The sequence below is a fragment of the Acinetobacter sp. ANC 3903 genome (assembly GCF_002135315.1).
Classification (GTDB): Bacteria; Pseudomonadota; Gammaproteobacteria; order Pseudomonadales; family Moraxellaceae; genus Acinetobacter.
The window spans coordinates 69,934-86,858 of sequence record NZ_NEGA01000010.1 but is presented as its reverse complement, the minus strand read 5'-3'; the positions used below and the strand labels follow the sequence as shown (position 1 = coordinate 86,858).

Annotated in this window: 17 protein-coding genes and 1 pseudogene; 11 read left to right on the top strand and 7 right to left on the bottom strand. The window is 41.7% G+C overall.

Annotation, left to right across the window (positions count from 1 at the left end; translation table 11 throughout):
- Positions 1–124: 124 nt before the first annotated feature.
- Positions 125–1,330 (bottom strand): MFS transporter, encoded by a 1,206-nt coding sequence (locus tag B9T29_RS09625; RefSeq protein ID WP_086175714.1) that lies wholly within the window; start codon positions 1,328–1,330, stop codon positions 125–127.
- Positions 1,323–1,766 (bottom strand): MarR family winged helix-turn-helix transcriptional regulator, encoded by a 444-nt coding sequence (locus B9T29_RS09620; protein WP_228146589.1) that lies wholly within the window; start codon positions 1,764–1,766, stop codon positions 1,323–1,325. Before B9T29_RS09620 ends, B9T29_RS09625 begins: the two co-directional genes overlap by 8 nt.
- A 283-nt stretch (positions 1,767–2,049) precedes the next feature.
- Here B9T29_RS09620 and B9T29_RS09615 point away from each other — a divergent pair, with 283 nt between their 5' ends.
- From B9T29_RS09615 to B9T29_RS09605, 3 genes are read left to right on the top strand one after another with little or no spacing between them, the layout of a single operon-like run.
- Positions 2,050–3,489 (top strand): cytochrome ubiquinol oxidase subunit I, encoded by a 1,440-nt coding sequence (locus B9T29_RS09615; RefSeq protein WP_086175713.1) that lies wholly within the window; start codon positions 2,050–2,052, stop codon positions 3,487–3,489.
- Complete coding sequence (gene cydB, locus B9T29_RS09610) at positions 3,486–4,490, top strand: cytochrome d ubiquinol oxidase subunit II (protein WP_086175712.1); 1,005 nt, start codon at positions 3,486–3,488, stop codon at positions 4,488–4,490. Before B9T29_RS09615 ends, cydB begins: the two co-directional genes overlap by 4 nt.
- Positions 4,491–4,499: 9 nt before the next feature.
- A complete protein-coding gene (locus tag B9T29_RS09605) occupies positions 4,500–4,613 on the top strand; it encodes a DUF2474 domain-containing protein (RefSeq protein WP_086175711.1) in 114 nt (37 codons plus the stop codon).
- Between the two features lie 125 nt (positions 4,614–4,738).
- Here B9T29_RS09605 and B9T29_RS09600 read toward each other — a convergent pair whose 3' ends face one another.
- Both B9T29_RS09600 and B9T29_RS09595 read right to left on the bottom strand, forming a co-directional pair.
- On the bottom strand, positions 4,739–5,293 hold the full coding sequence (locus B9T29_RS09600; protein WP_086175710.1) for a thermonuclease family protein: 555 nt from the start codon (positions 5,291–5,293) through the stop codon (positions 4,739–4,741).
- 360 nt (positions 5,294–5,653) lie between these two features.
- A complete protein-coding gene (locus B9T29_RS09595; protein ID WP_086175709.1) occupies positions 5,654–6,571 on the bottom strand; it encodes a LysR family transcriptional regulator in 918 nt (305 codons plus the stop codon).
- Positions 6,572–6,664: 93 nt separating this feature from the next.
- Here B9T29_RS09595 and B9T29_RS09590 point away from each other — a divergent pair, with 93 nt between their 5' ends.
- The 6 genes from B9T29_RS09590 (at position 6,665) to B9T29_RS09565 (ending at position 12,211) form a co-directional block, all read left to right on the top strand.
- On the top strand, positions 6,665–7,912 hold the full coding sequence (locus B9T29_RS09590; RefSeq protein WP_086175708.1) for an acyl-CoA dehydrogenase family protein: 1,248 nt from the start codon (positions 6,665–6,667) through the stop codon (positions 7,910–7,912).
- A 134-nt stretch (positions 7,913–8,046) separates the two neighbouring features.
- Positions 8,047–9,168 carry a phosphotransferase family protein gene (locus tag B9T29_RS09585; protein ID WP_086175707.1) on the top strand — a complete coding sequence of 374 codons (1,122 nt, stop codon included), beginning with the start codon at positions 8,047–8,049 and terminating at the stop codon, positions 9,166–9,168.
- Complete coding sequence (locus B9T29_RS09580) at positions 9,165–9,863, top strand: histidine phosphatase family protein (protein ID WP_086175706.1); 699 nt, start codon at positions 9,165–9,167, stop codon at positions 9,861–9,863. The genes B9T29_RS09585 and B9T29_RS09580 overlap by 4 nt, the downstream gene beginning before the upstream one ends.
- 26 nt (positions 9,864–9,889) lie before the next feature.
- Positions 9,890–10,633 (top strand): SDR family oxidoreductase, encoded by a 744-nt coding sequence (locus B9T29_RS09575; protein WP_086175761.1) that lies wholly within the window; start codon positions 9,890–9,892, stop codon positions 10,631–10,633.
- Positions 10,634–10,876: 243 nt separating this feature from the next.
- Complete coding sequence (locus tag B9T29_RS09570; RefSeq protein ID WP_086175705.1) at positions 10,877–11,587, top strand: SGNH/GDSL hydrolase family protein; 711 nt, start codon at positions 10,877–10,879, stop codon at positions 11,585–11,587.
- Between the two features lie 30 nt (positions 11,588–11,617).
- Positions 11,618–12,211: a uracil-DNA glycosylase family protein gene (locus tag B9T29_RS09565; protein ID WP_086175704.1), complete on the top strand. Its 594-nt coding sequence runs from the start codon at positions 11,618–11,620 to the stop codon at positions 12,209–12,211.
- Positions 12,212–12,242: 31 nt separating this feature from the next.
- Here B9T29_RS09565 and B9T29_RS09560 read toward each other — a convergent pair whose 3' ends face one another.
- Both B9T29_RS09560 and B9T29_RS09555 read right to left on the bottom strand, forming a co-directional pair.
- Positions 12,243–12,713 carry a pyridoxamine 5'-phosphate oxidase gene (locus B9T29_RS09560; RefSeq protein WP_086175703.1) on the bottom strand — a complete coding sequence of 157 codons (471 nt, stop codon included), beginning with the start codon at positions 12,711–12,713 and terminating at the stop codon, positions 12,243–12,245.
- A 195-nt stretch (positions 12,714–12,908) separates the two neighbouring features.
- Positions 12,909–13,341 (bottom strand): annotated as a pseudogene (locus B9T29_RS09555) (hypothetical protein).
- A 341-nt stretch (positions 13,342–13,682) separates the two neighbouring features.
- Between B9T29_RS09555 and B9T29_RS09550 the strand changes: the two are divergent.
- Positions 13,683–14,114, top strand: a complete 432-nt coding sequence (locus B9T29_RS09550) for a hypothetical protein (RefSeq protein WP_322853470.1) — start codon at positions 13,683–13,685, stop codon at positions 14,112–14,114.
- Here B9T29_RS09550 and B9T29_RS09545 read toward each other — a convergent pair.
- Complete coding sequence (locus tag B9T29_RS09545) at positions 14,107–15,666, bottom strand: phospholipase D family protein (protein WP_086175702.1); 1,560 nt, start codon at positions 15,664–15,666, stop codon at positions 14,107–14,109. The two genes, B9T29_RS09550 and B9T29_RS09545, sit on opposite strands and share 8 nt — an antisense overlap.
- A gap of 121 nt (positions 15,667–15,787) precedes the next feature.
- Between B9T29_RS09545 and B9T29_RS09540 the strand changes: the two genes are divergently transcribed.
- Positions 15,788–16,903, top strand: coding sequence for an S-(hydroxymethyl)glutathione dehydrogenase/class III alcohol dehydrogenase (locus B9T29_RS09540; protein ID WP_086175701.1), 1,116 nt, complete (start codon positions 15,788–15,790; stop codon positions 16,901–16,903).
- Positions 16,904–16,925 lie beyond the last annotated feature (22 nt).

Below are 16,925 nucleotides of genomic sequence, written 5' to 3'. Positions count from 1 at the left end.
TTAGAAGATAATCTTCGAATATTACTTCTTTTTCTTTCAGCTATTTATAAAAAAACGCGGCTCACTCCTTGGAGTAACGCCGCCGTTTGAATTACAGATTTAAATTGAATGTGATACTTAAGCTTTAAGCAGAAGCCTGCTGACGTTTGCTTGCAGTACGTCCATGCAACAGAAAATAGATGACGATACAAGCCAATACAGCCATAGCACTATAAAAATACAGCTGTGAATAGGAAATATAGCCGAGTGCCTGGCCAATGAAATAAGGACCAAAACCTAGGCCTGCATCGAGGAAAATGAAAAATGTTGAGGTGGCAAAGCCCATCCGTTCAATGTTGGCACTTTTCACGGCCACGGTTTGGCAAACCGACTGAATGTTGCCATAGCCAAAACCGAGTAAGCCTGCACAAAGTAGCAGCATAAATGAACTGTGTGCCTGACTTAATAAAATCAGGGCAATGGCCATGATAATAAAGGCCGGATACATAATGATGTTTTCACCTTTACGATCCATCAGCGGGCCAGTAAATGGTCGTGATATCAAGATGGCAATGGCATACATCAAAAAGAAGAAAGAAGCGGTTTCAACCAGATCGATTTCTTTGGCATAGAAATTGATAAAGGACAGCACACCCGAATAGCAAATCGATGCCAATAGCATAATGATTGAAATAGGTAGGGCCTTCATTTCAATAAACTGGGAAATAAAACTTGGTTTTTTTACGCTGACTTGAGTTTCAACTGTTTTGGGATGTTGTGGTAAGTTGGGAACTTGAATCATCAATGCCACAATTAAACAGCACATAGCAATGAAGGTAGATAAGGCAAAAATCGCGTTATAACCGACATGCAGCATCATCCAGATAGCTAGAAAAGGGCCAATTGCGGTACCCAAAGTACTGCTCATGCTGTAGTAGCCAATACCTTCACCACGACGGGTTGGCGGTAAAATCTGGGCAATGATGGTTCCCAATACGGTCGATGCCATGCCCATCATAAAACCATGCATGAAACGTACACCCAGCAAGGCAGCGACATTCAGGGGAATGAAATAGAATCCGGAAAAAATCAGAAATCCAATTAACCCTACAATCATGGTGGTTTTGTGGCCAAAACGTTCCAGAAACTTACCCACAAGCAAACGGCCAATCAGGGTGCCAACAATAAATAATCCGGAAACTAGACCTGCCTGAGCAGTTGTCGCACCCAGTTCAGCAACGGCATAACCGACAATAACCACCACAAGAAGATAAAAGGTCAGTACCAGCTGAAAGTTAATGGAACTGACAAGAATAAAATTTCTTGTCCATAAGGGGGCATTATCACTCATGCTGTTCACCTGTTTTGTTGATTTCAAGATCATTTATGATGGCATGCAAAATCTTGATGGAGCGTTGAATATCTTGCTGATCCAGGTTTTGAATCAGCTGTCTTTCAAAGTTGTCGATTTCGGCAGCACACTGTTGAAAAAGCGCTATGCCTTGATCACTCAGCATCAGTTTTTTTTGACGTTTGTCTTCAGTTTCGATTTGGCTCAAAACACCCATTTGCATCAGCACATGTATACGCTTGGCAATCGATGGTTTGGACACATTTAAATAGTCTGCCATTTCTATAGAGGTACAACCATGCTTTTCCTGAATCACAAACAGGATTTGCCATAAGGAATAATTAAGCTGATAGGGAAGTAAAATTGTATTGATTTCATCACTCATCATTCGTGCGCAGCGCAGCAGTGAGGGACGGAACCTGAGTAAGGAATTCATAATAGTTAACCAGGGTAACTAACTATCTGCAATTTTATGCTTCTTTATATGATTGTTCAAGTTCAAATCAGGCCGGGATCAAGATTCCTGGTCAAAATACAGGTCAATGAAAGCTAGCAGGTTAGGCTTTATTTCAGGTTAGTTAATTGGGCTGGAAATATTAAAGCAACATACTTTGTTTAAAATTTAAGCGTATTCTAAAAACTGTTCAAAACAACAAAATGACATCCCTAAAAATCTGCATGATCAATCAGCAGATGAATAAATTAAAAAAGGTGAGGTTATGAATCTAGGATTAACAGCACTTGAGCTTGCACGTATTCAGTTTGCTTTTACTGTCTCTTTTCATATTATTTTCCCGGCTATTTCCATTGGCCTGGCAAGCTTTCTGGCGGTTTTAGAATGGCGCTGGCTAAGAACTCAAGATCCGGTCTATCAGGACCTGTTCAAGTTTTGGGTCAAAATATTTGCGATTGCCTTTGGTATGGGCGTGGTTTCCGGTGTGGTCATGAGCTACCAGTTCGGAACCAACTGGAGTGAATTTTCACGCATCTCCGGTAGTGTAACCGGGCCACTTCTAGCCTATGAGGTGCTCAGTGCATTCTTCCTTGAAGCCGGATTCCTGGGCATTATGCTGTTTGGCTGGGGGCGTGTTGGTCCTCGGGCACATTTCTTTGCCACGGTCATGGTGGCTCTCGGAACCTGTATTTCCATGTTCTGGATTCTCTCATCCAATAGCTGGATGCAGACACCACAAGGTTTCAGTATTGAAAATGGCATTATCGTTCCGCAGGACTGGTTAGCCATTGTTTTCAATCCTTCTTTCCCGTATCGCTTGGCGCATATGGCAATGGCTGCATTTCTGGTCTCTGCCTTGCTGGTGGCAAGTACAGCAGCGTGGCACTTATTGAAAGGACACCGTGATGCCATGGTCAAAACCTCTTTTTCCATGGCCTTATGGATGATATTGGTGCTTACCCCTTTGCAGGTTCTGATTGGCGATCTGCATGGTATTAATACCTTAAAGCATCAACCTGCAAAAATTGCCGCAATAGAAGGACATTGGGAAACCAACCATAACCAAGGCATGCCGCTGTATCTGTTTGGTATTCCGGATATGCAGGCAGAGCAGACCCGCTATGGATTGGCCATTCCCAATGCCGGTAGTCTGATCCTGACCCATTCCATGAACGGTAAAGTGCCGGGCTTGAAAGAATTTGCACCTGAAGACCGTCCAAACTCACCCATTATTTTTTGGAGTTTCCGGGTCATGGTGGGCTTGGGCGTGTTGATGCTGTTATTGGCGCTAGTCGGTTTATGGCTCAGAAAAACTGGTCGTCTTTATGAAAGTTCAGGGTTTCACCGTTTTGCCTTGATAATGGGACCTTCGGGTTTTATCGCCATGCTGGCTGGCTGGTTTACTACAGAGGTTGGACGTCAACCTTGGGTCGTGTATGGGGTATTAAGGACTAAAGATGCACTGTCCCCGGTGTCGGCAGAACAGGTTGGATTAACCCTGATTATCTTTGTACTGGTGTATTGCGTAGTGTTCGGGGTTGGCATCTATTACATGCTCCGAATCATGCATAAAGGCCCGGAATTTGTTCATTATATGCCGCATAGTGAAGAGAAGGTTATTCAAGCTTCACATCGTCCATTGGGCAGTACCGATGAAGAGCTGGATGGTCAGCCTTTAGACAACCACCAGGAGAATGACAAATGATTGATTTATCTTTTATCTGGATTGTAATTATTGCGGTTGGTGTGCTGATTTATGTGGTACTGGATGGCTTTGACTTAGGTATCGGCATCTTGTTTCCTTTCTTTAAACCGCAACAAGAACGTGACGTGATGATGAATACCGTGGCTCCAGTATGGGATGGCAATGAAACCTGGATGGTGTTGGGCGGGGCAGGCCTATTTGCCGCTTTTCCTTTGGTGTATTCGACGGTACTTTCTGCACTATATCTGCCTATCATTTTGATGGTTGTTGCCCTTATTTTCCGTGGAGTAGCTTTCGAATTTCGTTTTAAATCCAGACGTAACCGCCATCTTTGGGATATGGCCTTTATAGGGGGCTCTATTCTGACCGGATTTTTCCAGGGCATCATTCTGGGAGCCTATATTCAAGGCATTAAAACCACCAATGGGGTTTACACTGGAGGCGGTTTAGATTGGCTCACGCCATTTTCGGTTTTTACTGGGGTTGGAGTGGTGGTGCTGTATGCCACTTTGGGCTGTGGCTGGCTCATTTTTAAAACAGATGCAGACTTACAAAATCGAATGTTTCAGCTCATGCCAAAGTTGATTATTGCCTTATTCATCATTTTCGGTTGCGTCAGTATTTATACGCCTTTGGCCCATCCTGCAATTGCTGAACGCTGGTTTAGCCAGCCTCAGCTTACCTATTTCAGTCCGGTTCCCATTCTGGTTTTAGTATTTACCTACCTGGCGTTACGTGCCTGCAAGCAACGTAAGGAACTGAGTCCATTTGTTTATACTTTGGCACTGGTTTTCCTGGCCTATACTGGATTTCTGATCAGTTTATGGCCTTATATCATTCCGCGTTCAGTCACTATTTGGGAGGCAGCAGCACCTCAAAGTAGTCAGTTATTTACCCTGATTGGTGCATTGCTATTGATTCCAATCATTATTATTTATACAGGGTTGTCTTACTGGGTCTTCCGCGACAAAGTACGTATTGGTGATAAAGGCTATCATTAGGAAGTAATAATGAAACTTTCACAAACGCAGTGGTTTATTGTGTTATGGCTGGGTGGATTTTTTGCTTTAGCCCTTATTGTCGGGGTATTCCGGCTGCTGGTTCAATTGGCTTATTATCTTTAACTCTCAAAAATAGCTATTAAAGTGGCCAGCTTAAAACAGGCCACTTTATTTTTATAGAGAAAATTTGATGTGATCATACTCACTCAACTCCCTTTTTAACGTCATTGTTTTTCTATACTTGAATGCTATTTATTTTGCTTACGATAAACTCTGGGACGTACCGGATGTGAATTTTTCCATAAGCCTTTTTTCTGCTTTTTGGCCTGGTTTTGTAGCGCCAGCCATTTTTGTTTTTGAGTCGGATTTTTAATATATTCCTCGTATACCCAGGCAGCACCACGTTTGACCAGTTCCTGATTGATATTGCGTCTAAAACGATAAATCACCCCAACGCAGCGGCCATAACGATCGACATCGGTAATCTCGACACGGACCAGTTTGTAATAGACCATCTTTTTAACCAGATGCTGTGATTCCTTGCCATAAGTTTGTGTCGATTCTGGGGCATCGATATAGGCAAAGCGAAGTTTGGTTTTTGAACGTCGTAAGTTAAAACGTGTGCAGGTCAGGGTATCACCATCACTGACAGCAATGACTTTACACCAGTATTTTTTCCCTTTTTTGAAGGGTTTAAAAAGTTGGGTCAAATACAGGTTAATTTTTCGAAAAACAAGAAATAAAATCGCACACAGTAGCATGCCCAATACAATGAGCCAGAAAGGGGAGAGATTTGCTAACATAGAAAAATTTTGGATAAATGAGCCGGAAATTTCAGCGCCAATTTATCTATAAAAATGAGAAAAATATGGAGGTCAAGTTTAAGTGAATTGGCATAAATTAAGGGCTGAATAAATAACCAAATAGCACTCAATCCCTTACCAATTCAGCATTTCGTTTATTTATTCGGCAATAGCTTATATTTGAATCACAAATAACATAGATCAATTTTCCATGCCAAAGATAATGTAAATAGCCTAAGTAGATTCTATGTTTTTTTCATGCGGAAGCTAAGCTATAACAAGACCCTTTTTTAGAAATGACATATATTGATTTCACGTTCAAATAGCCTAAGCAAGTTAATTACCCAACTATAAAATAGCCTAAGTAAAAATTTTAGAAATTTCGCTTCGCAAAAAATGATGCCGTGAATTTTCTTTCAAATCTTTATGCCAATACATTCCCAAATAAATAAGCGGCATGTCTACAGGCACCGGGAAAATATTTAATGCTGGAGAAACTTGCAAATGAGTCAGCAAATTTTGAGGAATAGTTAAAACCGATTTTGGATTTTGCAGCAAAATCTGTAAAGCAGTTGAATAGTGCTGGCAGCGTAAAGAAATCTGTCGTGACAGTTGTTGACGGTTTAAATAAATATCTTCAACTAAAACACCAGTACGCCGTGATGAAACGCCAATATGCGACGAGGCGAGATAGATTTGTTCATTCATATTTTGCTGCTGGGTACATACCACAAAATGGTCTTGCACGAGTTTTTGGAATTGAATTTTTTCACCAAAATTTTGCTCCAGATCAATGACAAAATCTATTTGCTGGGTAGCAAGGTCAGTCACAATGCTTTTACGGTCGAGTTTGCTACTGAAAAATTGAATATCCAGATCCAGTCTTTGGAAGTGCTGAACCAGTTTGGGAAAAATCATCGGTTCAATTTCATCATGTACTGTAATTTTTAGGCTTTGCACCATGCTGGGATCAAAACTTTGTTTTTGTATGGATATATTTTGAATGGCAACCAGTGCATTTTTAACGACCGGATAAATCTGCTCGGCAAAAGGTGTAGGCAACATTTTACTGCCAGCACGTGCAAACAAGTCATCCTGTAAGTGCTGTCTTAAACGCTGGAGGGCATGGCTGGCAGCAGATTGGCTAATACACAAAATCTGCGCAGCCTTGGAAATGCTTTTTTGTTCATAAACAGCAATAAATAAGGGATATAAGTTGATGTCTATGCGATGAAAAACAGCCATATCAATCACGGCTTTATTATGCATACTATTCATGATGTTTTATTGAATTAAATCATTTTATTCATAATAGTTTTCAGGTTATGTTGTTGTAAAGATTAGATCACATAATATTTTAAGGAAGTTGCCATGTTTGAATTGTCAGCACGCACACAGGATTTTATTGAACGGACCAAAGCCTTTATAAAAAATGAAATAGAACCGGTTGAAACCGAGTTTTGGAATGATGTTCATGAGCTCAATCAAGGGGATGACTGGACAACATGGCAATGGCCGACTCAACTTGAAATATTAAAAAATAAGGCCAAGGCAGCAGGTCTCTGGAATATGTTTTTACCTTGTCCTGAACTTGGGCAAGGGCTTTCAGTTCAGGAATATGCACATATTGCCGAACTTTCCGGTCGTAGTTTAATTGCGCCAATCGTATTTAACTGTAATGCACCTGATAGCGGCAATATGGAAGTATTATGGCGTTATGGTTCTGAACAACAGAAGCAACAATGGTTAACGCCACTGCTTGAAGGAAAAATCCGTTCAGTGTTTTGCATGACTGAACCTGCTGTGGCATCCTCTGATGCCACCAATATGCAGGCGACGGCGGTTGTTGAGGGAGACGAAATTGTTCTGAATGGCCGTAAATGGTGGTCATCGGGTTTAGGCGATCCAAATGCCAAAATCATCATTTTTATGGCCCATACGCCTGATGCAAGCAAAGACCGTCATCACCAACATTCTATGGTTTTGGTTCCTATTGATAAGGCGGGGGTGAAAATTGAACGCATGCTGCCAGTGTTCGGAGACTATGATGCACCACATGGTCACGGCGAAATCAGCTTTAACAATGTACGAGTACCGGTAGCCAATTTTATTGGCGGTGCAGGCCAGGGTTTTGAAATTGCGCAAGGCCGTTTAGGGCCGGGCCGTATTCACCATTGCATGCGCTGTATCGGCGCGGCGGAAAAATCACTTGAGCTGATGATTGATCGTGGTATGAGCCGTACCGCTTTTGGCAAGGAAATCTTAAAACTGGGTGGCAATCTGGAACGCGTTGCAGAAGCACGGGTCGCCATTGACCAGGCACGTTTACTTACACTTTATGCTGCTTATAAGATGGATACTTTGGGTAATATGGCAGCACTGACTGAAATTTCAGCAATTAAAGTGGTTGCGCCAAGTGTACTGGAAAAAGTGGTGGATATGGCCATGCAAATTCACGGCGGTGCCGGCGTTTCACGTGATACACCACTGACCGGTTTCTTTGCTCAGGCACGTAGTTTACGTTTGGCCGATGGTCCGGATGAAGTACATAAAGGCATGATTGCCAAACTTGAACTGGCAAAACGCGGTTATAGCTCACGTCATAAGAAAGAATCGTAAAAAGATTAAATAGAGAAATATGTGTTGAGACTTCTTACAACTTGCCTGAAAATTTTGCTGTTTATGAACAATGAATTAGCTATAAATAAGCAAGCGAAGAAGTCTTTTGAAATTGAAGATGTAGGGAAATAAGAATGTCAGTTATTGATGTGGGTGGAAATGTCCGTCAAGGTGAAGAGTTAGATGTCATGGCGGTTGAACATTGGCTCAAAGCACAAGGCATTGATTTACAAGGTCAGGTAGAAGTTACGCAATATTCAGGCGGGGCATCCAACTGGACTTATCGTTTGAAATACGATAATGCTGACTTAATTTTACGTCGCCCACCTAAAGGGACCAAAGCCAAATCTGCCCATGATATGGCACGTGAATACAACGTGCAAAAAAATCTGGCCCCTTTCTATCCGGTCTTGCCTGAAATGCTGGCGCTGTGTCAGGACGAATCCGTCATTGGCTGTGACTTCTATGTGATGCAACGCGTAGAAGGCATTATTCCACGTGCCAATTTACCTAAAGAGCTGAACTTTAATGAAGCCCAGACTCACGAACTGTGTATTAATGTCATCGACAAACTGATCGAGCTGCATCAAGTACCTTATGTCGGTACAGAACTGGAAAAATTGGGTAAAGGTGAGGGCTATTGCCGCCGTCAGGTTGAAGGCTGGGATGCGCGCTATGAAAAAGCAAAAACCTTAAATGTGCCTTCATTCAAGTATGTTCGTAACTGGCTGAAAGATAATATCCCTGCCGATTCAAAAACCTGCGTCATTCATAATGATTGGCGTTTTGATAATGTGATTTTAGACCCAAACCATCCGACTCAAGTGATTGGGGTGCTGGACTGGGAAATGGCTACACTTGGTGATCCTTTAATGGACTTGGGTTGCGCACTGGCCTATTGGGTGGAAGAAAGCGACAACCACATTTTTAAAGCCACCCGTCGTCAGCCGACCAATTTAAAAGGCATGTTCACGCGTCAAGAAGTCGTGGATTATTATTTAGAAAAAACCGGCTTGCAACCTGAGAACTGGACCTTTTATGAAGTGTTCGGCATTTTCCGTTTAGCCGTGATTGCACAACAAATCTATTATCGTTATTTCCACAAACAAACCAATAATCCAGCTTTTAAGGATTTTTGGATTGTGATTCATGCCTTGCATATCCGTGCGCTTAAGTTGATTGGTTTACAGAAACTTGAAGCCAATGAACTTGCGCAAAAATATATCGCCAAATTTAAGGAGCTGATGCCATCATGACCACAATCTATCTGATTCGTCACGGACAGGCTTCTTTTGGAACGGAAAGCTATGATCAGCTTTCCCCTAATGGGGAATTACAGGCGAAATTATTGGGCCAATATTTCGATCAGATTCTAAAAGAAACGCCCTATGTGGTGGCTGGTTCGATGCAACGCCATCAGCAAACGGCGCAACTTGCTTTAGCCGAATGTTTTCCCGAAGCTGAAATTCAGACTGACAATGCATGGAATGAGTTTAATCACCAGCAAGTTTTTGCCAAGTACGAACCACGCTTTAATGAACCACACTTGTTAAAGCAGGATGTGGCCAAAGAAGAAAATCCGCGTGCTTATCTGGCGAAAATTTTTGAAGGGGCCATTGAGCGCTGGACCGGTGGTGACTATCATCATGAATATGATGAATCCTGGCCACATTTTAAAAACCGGGTGGAAACAGCATTGCAAAAGTTATGTAATGAACTGGCCAAAACCAAACCCCGTTATGCTGTGGTATTTACCTCCGGTGGCGTTATTTCAGTGGCTGCCGGAAAACTGTTAGAACTAAATGCAAACCGGACTTTTGCCCTGAACTGGGCCATTGCCAATACCAGCATGACCACATTGCGTTTGGTGGGGAATGAAGCTCAATTATTAAGCTTGAATGAACATCATTTTATTAAAGCGGAAGATTCCAAGTTATTGACATGGATCTGATTAAAAAAATAGCAAAGGAAGAAAACATGGCGAAAACAATTTTAATTACCGGGGCAAGTTCAGGGATTGGTGCAGGTATGGCACGCGAATTTGCCCAAAAAGGTTATAACCTAGCCATCTGTGCGCGTCGTCTGGAGCGTCTGGAAACTTTAAAACAAGAGCTGGAAAGCAAGTATGGCGTGAAAGTCATTGCCAAAACTTTAGATGTGACCGATTACGATCAGGTCTTTGAAGTGTTCCGCGCCTTTAAAGCAGAGTTTGGCACGATTGACCGTATTATTGTCAATGCGGGTGTGGGTGAAGGTCGTCGTATTGGCAAAGGTAATTTTGAAATTAACAAGGCGACCGTAGAAACCAACTTCATTTCAGCTTTGGCACAATGTGAAGCTGCGGTGGAAATTTTCCGTGCGCAAAATGCAGGTCATCTGGTGATGATTTCTTCGATGAGTGCAATGCGTGGTATGCCTAAACACTTAACGGCTTATGGGGCAAGTAAAGCTGGCGTTGCACATTTGGCAGAAGGCATTCGTGCTGAACTGATTGATACCCCAATTAAAGTCACCACCATTTTCCCGGGATATATCCGTACTGAACTGAATGAAGGTGCCAAGAAACTGCCTTTTGAAGTGGATGAAAAAACCGGTTCGCATTTATTGGTCAAGGCCATTGAAAAAGCCCCAGTTAAAGCTTATGTGCCACAGTGGCCTTGGTTGCCGCTCGGTTTGGCCATGAAAATTTTGCCGCTGAAACTGGTGAATAAATTAGGCTGATTTTAGAATCTTAAAAAGCCCATTCAATGGGCTTTTTTATACGCGGGAAAAACATTGTAAAACTAAGCTCGATAAAAAATAACATCATCAGCAGATATCGACCACCCTCAGCCCTAGATAACTACTGACCTGATGCAGCACATTTAATATTTAATTAGATGAAACTTATTGTAATTTAAGTCAATGCGTCTCACCCCATAAACTCCTATATTGATACAAATATCATTGTGAATTTTATTGTTTATGCTGTTAAAAATTTCAACCATCGCCCTGATTCCATCTTTAATTATTCAAGGTAATGCTGTTAAAAAAAATACTTTACGCTTACCCGAACCGGAAGGAAGCCGTCAGGGAATGGTTGGAAATGGGAAACCATTATCTATCCTGATTTTAGGTGATTCTGCAGCAGCAGGTGTAGGCGTTGAAATTCAGGACGATGCTTTACTCGGGGCAGTGCTGAACCAGTTACAAGATGGATATGAAATCAGTTATCAACTTGAAGCAACAACCGGTCATACCAGCGGACAAGTGATTCAAACGGTAAAGAATATGTCGGCTCAACACTTTGATGTGGTGATTACCTCTGTCGGGGTGAACGACATTACCAAACTGACGCAGCCTAAAGACTGGATTCAAAAGCAGCAACAACTTTATGCAGAAATTAACCGGAAATTCATGCCTGAATTAGTTATTGCATCTGGCGTGCCGCCAATGAACCTGTTTCCAGCTTTACCTAATCCACTGGCATGGTTATTTGGGCAATATGCTAAAGGCATGAATAAAAATCTTGCAAAATTTGTACAGCAGCAAGCCAATATGCAATGGATTGAATACGATCTGGAGCGTTTTAAAACCTTAAACTTAGAAATGGCGGCGGATGGCTTTCATCCCAGCAAGGAAATTTATGCACTTTGGGGCAAACAGGTAGCAGATAAAGTCCGTCAAATGTTTTAAATTAAACCGAATATCGATAAATGGACTGTTATGAGCACCGAACTGGAAATAGAAACTCACCCACTGGAACCTTTTTTACCTTCAAATGCCAAATTGCTGATGATGGGCAGCTTTCCTCCGCCTAAAGCTCGCTGGAAAATGGAGTTTTATTATCCCAATTATCAAAATGACATGTGGAAAATTTTTGGCTTGGTTTTCTTCCAAGATAAAGAACACTTTTTAGAGGTAGCCAACAAAAAATTCAAAGAACAACTGATCCGTGACTTTTTGGCTGAAAAAGGCATTGCAATTTTTGATACGGCATATCAAATTATTCGTTTAAGAGGCAATGCTTCGGATAAATTTCTGCACATTGCTCAAGCAACCGATTTAAGTAAGCTTCTACAGCAGATTCCTGAATGCCACAGCATTATGACCACAGGGGATAAAGCCACCGATACTCTGATGCTCTCCATGCCTGCAGGCACTGAAAAACCACTTATTGGACATCCTTCAACGACCTGTTTTATTGAACGTGAGCTGACTTTATATCGGATGCCATCTTCATCACGTGCTTATCCCTTGGCAATTGAAAAAAAAGCGGAAGCCTATGCTCAGTTATTTAATGAAATAGGCTTACTATAAGTAAGTTTTGGGAATAAAAAAATTAAAGATTTTATTGATCAAAAGGCATCATCTTGGGATATTTCACCCATTTAAAATCGTGCACCTGAAAACCCCGTACATGGGTATGGCTGCCTTTCGTCCATTTTAGGCTTTGAATGCGTCGTGAAATCTGGGTTAGTTCTTCGGCATTAGCAAGACGAAGATCGCCAATTTCTACATACAGCCGCACGCCAGGATAATCACTAAACTCACCTTTCAATAAGGCTTTCAACCAGAATAAGCGGCTACTGTTGACTGCCTGAATGCAGGCTTTACTATTTTGTGGCAGATTCTGTTGCAACGATTCTGTATAGGTGTCAAAGAAAAACCCACTTGGATTTTCTTTAAGAAATAGAGTCTCGATAGGACTAACAGTAGGCTGCAAGTTGCTATCTACCGTAGCAATAGAGCAGTGCATTGCAGCTTTTTGAGCGTCATTGACAACTTTACGAATATGTTGCCATTGTTGGGTTATAAGCATTGCAGTTGTTTTTTGTTATGAATTCAACTTTAATCTAGCAGATTTATCCATTTAATAATTGACTGAAATAGACCTATAGGCAGGCAGAAAAATCAGTTTTATATGTAAGAAAGATAGAAATGGTCTTCGTTTAATGAAAAACGATTCCCATAATATCCCATAATAAAAGTTAAATATGCCTGAATAGGCTAAGGTTTAACCATCATATTCCACATAATCCCATAAATTTAAACGGGATTTAATCTCTTTGCGGATATTGGGCAACATCGGCAGCAGGGTTCCATCAATCCACAGGCTTAAGGCGTGTGCTGAAATCAGCTGTTGATTGGCATCAATCAGTTTTGCACCTTTGATCATGACCAGGGTTTCTTCACTTGCGGCTGTTTCAATGCCTTTAAACAGCACCTGAAGCTCGAAGCCGGTATCCTGAATTAGCCATTCCAGTTCAAGGTGGATATTTTGATTGGATTTTAATACCGCCTGACCTTCAACGATTTCCGAGTCTGACAGACAATCGTGCTCAACCCGGACTTTAGACAAAAACCAGTCTTGAGCGCCTAAATCTTCAAGGGTTTTATGTGGCGTTAAAATATCACTTAAATTAACGGCTTAAATCAAAAAATTGCATTGCGGGAAAATCACGACAGGAGATAAATGGGCTAAATACCCGAAAACTGGAATGTTAAAGCAAAGCGTGGACTGAGTAAAACCTTTGCATAGATTGATCGAAATTTTGTATAAATACGCTTCAATTTCCTATAAATAAGTTGGTCGCAAATGTTCATCAAAATAAGTGGCAAGCCCGATAGACCTGAAAATCCAGAACAGGCATAGCAGTGGGACAGAGACGTCAATCTGAAAAGACCTTGGTGATACGATTTTTTTAATTGTTATGCAGAACTGATTCAGCAGCAAAATGCCGTAGAGATTCTTGAAATTGGTGCAGAGCCGGGATATTTGGTTAAACATTTGCTGGAACGTTGTCCAGCAAGTCACTATAGCACTTTCGATTTTTCAGCAGCCATACATAAGCTATCAAAAAGTAAGTTAATTATCAGTGAATTGAACAGGGTTGATTATATCCTTGGAGAGCCTAAACAGCCGGATTGGACAGATCGACTAAAACAATATGAGGTAATGATCATCCATCAAGCGCTGCATGAATTACCCCATAAAGCTTATGCCACCGATTTTCATAAAACCGTCAAAAGCAGCTTACTGCGAACGGGTGCAAGCTACCTAGTCTGTGATCATCTGTTTGCTGAAAATGCCATGAGTAATTCTGAACTGTATATGTCGAAACAAGAACATTTAGACTGTTTGCAACAAAAAGAAATTGCAATTCCCTTGGAGATAAAGGACTTATGTATATTTGAATGTCATTCACTTGTCATTACATAATCCATTCAATCGGGAAATAAGACACAACTTTCATGGCAAAACGCTCGAATCGTGTCGATTCTGGATCATGGGGATATTCAGTGTTTGAACCATCTTTATGATGCTCTATCCAGATGACTTCACCTTGTGAATTAAGTTTCAATTCATAGGCGATTTGCGGTAAATATTTATCTAATGAGTCCGAAATTTGTTTTTGTAAGGTATCGGATTCGACCACCAATCCGACTTCGCTGTTTAAGTTGGCGGAACGTGGGTCAAAATTAAAGGAACCAATAAACACCATGCCATCAATATCAAAGAATTTGGCATGTAGGCTGGATGCATTTTTACCTTTGGCCGGAATGACATTACCTGTGACCACTTCATACCATGTGCGTTTAGTACGCTCTATATAGGGCTTAAATTCATAGAGTTTTACCCCATTTTTCAGTAAATCATACCGATACTGTCGATAAAAGGCATGCACCAAGGGAACGTCATTGGCTAAAAATGAATTGGTGAGTACCCGAACATTGGCGCCATTTTTGACTAAACCGGTTAAATAATCCGTGCCCTTGCGAGTCGGTACAAAATAGGCGGAGACCAGTTCCATATGCTGTTTCGGTTCTCCCATAATCTGGAAGATCTGACGGTAAATCAGCTGATTTCTGGATGCCTGACCACGAATTTTATCAGGAGAGTCGGCAACAAAATGCGCTTTTGCCCAGTTAATCGGACGATCTTCTAAATGTTCATTGATCTGTTTTTCAGCCAGTTCAATCCGCCTTTTTAACTGGTCTTTTTGTAAGGCAGTCAGTTCATAATATTTACGTAATTTGGCAAGCTGTTCGGGTCGACTTTTACCCAGCAGCTGAGGTACCGAATAACTCAAATCATCATTCCAAAAGTCTTGAAAGACTTTATTGGCATGTTGAGCGGCAGTGCCATAAAATAGGATATCCATATCGGTAAACTGGAAATTTTCACTGGCTTCGAAGTATTCACGGCTGATGTTGCGTCCACCTGTCACCGCTATGGCACCATCGGCAATAATCAGCTTGTTGTGCATCCGGTGATTGATCTGGTTAAAACGAAAAACATAATCAAACAGACGCAACTGTCTCAATCTAAATGTGTAAGGATTAAAAATTTTAATTTCAAAATTAGGATGCTGGGCCAGTTGCTTTAAGGTTGCATCAAGTTGGGAACCGTTCTGGTCATCAATCAATAAACGGATTTTTACCCCACGATCTGCGGCTTTGAACAATTCAGCCAGCATCAGGTGACCAATCGAGTCATCTTCCCAGATGTAATACTGCAAATCGATATTATATTGTGCTTTATTAATCAGATGCAGCCTTGAGGCTATACTGATAAAGGCATCATCTAAAGCCAGATAGGCGGTGAGGCCTTGAGTAATTTGTGTATCTGCATTGGAACCGTTTAACCAGTGTTCGGCATGAACCTGAATGGGAAGCTGCTTTTTTGATTCATTCATCGGCAAACCGCACCCCATCATTGTAAAAATTGTAACAGCAAACATGACAGCATGCATGGATGGTCTAATCTGCATAATTGTTATGAAGTCATAAAGTTATAAGTACATATTATCATCATGTTATAGGTTGAATCGGACAATAAAAAGAGGTTACTGTAGCTCATCTGTTAAAGAACCCAAAAAGGATAAATTATTCATGAAATCACGTGCTGCAGTCGCATTTGGTCCAGGTCAACCCCTCGAAATTGTTGAAATTGATGTAGCACCCCCCAAAGCAGGTGAAGTTTTGGTCAAAATTAGCCATACCGGTGTATGTCATACCGATGCTTTTACTTTGTCGGGTGATGATCCTGAAGGTGTATTTCCTGCTGTGCTGGGCCATGAAGGCGCTGGTGTTGTGGTTGAAGTTGGTGAAGGCGTAACCAGCGTAAAACCGGGTGATCACGTTATTCCACTGTATACAGCAGAATGTGGTGAATGCCTGTTTTGTAAATCGGGTAAAACCAACCTGTGTGTAGCGGTTCGTGCAACGCAAGGTAAGGGTTTGATGCCAGATGGCACCACACGTTTTTCTTATAATGGTCAGCCGATTTACCACTATATGGGCTGCTCAACTTTCAGTGAATATACCGTAGTGGCTGAAGTATCCTTGGCGAAAATTAATCCTGAGGCGAATCATGAACATGTCTGCTTGCTCGGTTGTGGCGTAACTACTGGTTTGGGTGCGGTGAAAAATACGGCCAAAGTTCAGGAAGGTGATACAGTAGCCGTATTTGGTCTGGGCGGGATTGGTCTGGCGGTGGTTCAAGGTGCCCGTCAAGCCAAGGCAGGTCGGATTATTGTGGTCGATATGAATCCGGATAAATTCAAACTGGCTGAAGAGTTTGGTGCAACAGATTTCTTGAATCCTAAAGATTATGACAAACCGATTCAGGAAGTGATTGTTGAAAAAACCGGCTGGGGCGTAGACCATTCTTTTGAATGTATTGGCAATACCAACGTGATGCGTTCTGCACTGGAATGTGCTCACCGTGGTTGGGGACAATCCATCATTATTGGTGTAGCCGGTGCAGGTCAGGAAATTTCAACCCGTCCATTCCAGCTGGTGACTGGCCGTACTTGGAAAGGCACCGCTTTTGGTGGCGTTAAAGGCCGTTCACAATTGCCGGGTATGGTGGAAGAAGCCATGAAGGGAGATATCCAGCTTGAACCATTTGTGACCCATACCATGGGACTGGAAAAAATTAACGAAGCCTTTGAGTTAATGCATGACGGTAAATCTATTCGTACCGTGATCCATTTTGAAGACTAAACATTCTCAAATAAAAACGAAA

Bases quoted from the DNA above. Each gene is read 5' to 3' on its own strand.
- cydB (WP_086175712.1), top strand. From the start codon at position 3,486: ATGATTGATTTATCTTTTATCTGGATTGTAATTATTGCGGTTGGTGTG.
- B9T29_RS09585 (WP_086175707.1), top strand. From the start codon at position 8,047: ATGTCAGTTATTGATGTGGGTGGAAATGTCCGTCAAGGTGAAGAGTTA.
- B9T29_RS09615 (WP_086175713.1), top strand. From the start codon at position 2,050: ATGAATCTAGGATTAACAGCACTTGAGCTTGCACGTATTCAGTTTGCT.
- B9T29_RS09540 (WP_086175701.1), top strand. From the start codon at position 15,788: ATGAAATCACGTGCTGCAGTCGCATTTGGTCCAGGTCAACCCCTCGAA.
- B9T29_RS09575 (WP_086175761.1), top strand. From the start codon at position 9,890: ATGGCGAAAACAATTTTAATTACCGGGGCAAGTTCAGGGATTGGTGCA.
- B9T29_RS09565 (WP_086175704.1), top strand. From the start codon at position 11,618: ATGAGCACCGAACTGGAAATAGAAACTCACCCACTGGAACCTTTTTTA.
- B9T29_RS09605 (WP_086175711.1), top strand. From the start codon at position 4,500: ATGAAACTTTCACAAACGCAGTGGTTTATTGTGTTATGGCTGGGTGGA.
- B9T29_RS09570 (WP_086175705.1), top strand. From the start codon at position 10,877: ATGCTGTTAAAAATTTCAACCATCGCCCTGATTCCATCTTTAATTATT.
- B9T29_RS09620 (WP_228146589.1), bottom strand. From the start codon at position 1,766: ATGAATTCCTTACTCAGGTTCCGTCCCTCACTGCTGCGCTGCGCACGA.
- B9T29_RS09595 (WP_086175709.1), bottom strand. From the start codon at position 6,571: ATGAATAGTATGCATAATAAAGCCGTGATTGATATGGCTGTTTTTCAT.
- B9T29_RS09560 (WP_086175703.1), bottom strand. From the start codon at position 12,713: ATGCTTATAACCCAACAATGGCAACATATTCGTAAAGTTGTCAATGAC.
- B9T29_RS09580 (WP_086175706.1), top strand. From the start codon at position 9,165: ATGACCACAATCTATCTGATTCGTCACGGACAGGCTTCTTTTGGAACG.
- B9T29_RS09545 (WP_086175702.1), bottom strand. From the start codon at position 15,666: ATGCAGATTAGACCATCCATGCATGCTGTCATGTTTGCTGTTACAATT.
- B9T29_RS09600 (WP_086175710.1), bottom strand. From the start codon at position 5,293: ATGTTAGCAAATCTCTCCCCTTTCTGGCTCATTGTATTGGGCATGCTA.
- B9T29_RS09625 (WP_086175714.1), bottom strand. From the start codon at position 1,330: ATGAGTGATAATGCCCCCTTATGGACAAGAAATTTTATTCTTGTCAGT.
- B9T29_RS09590 (WP_086175708.1), top strand. From the start codon at position 6,665: ATGTTTGAATTGTCAGCACGCACACAGGATTTTATTGAACGGACCAAA.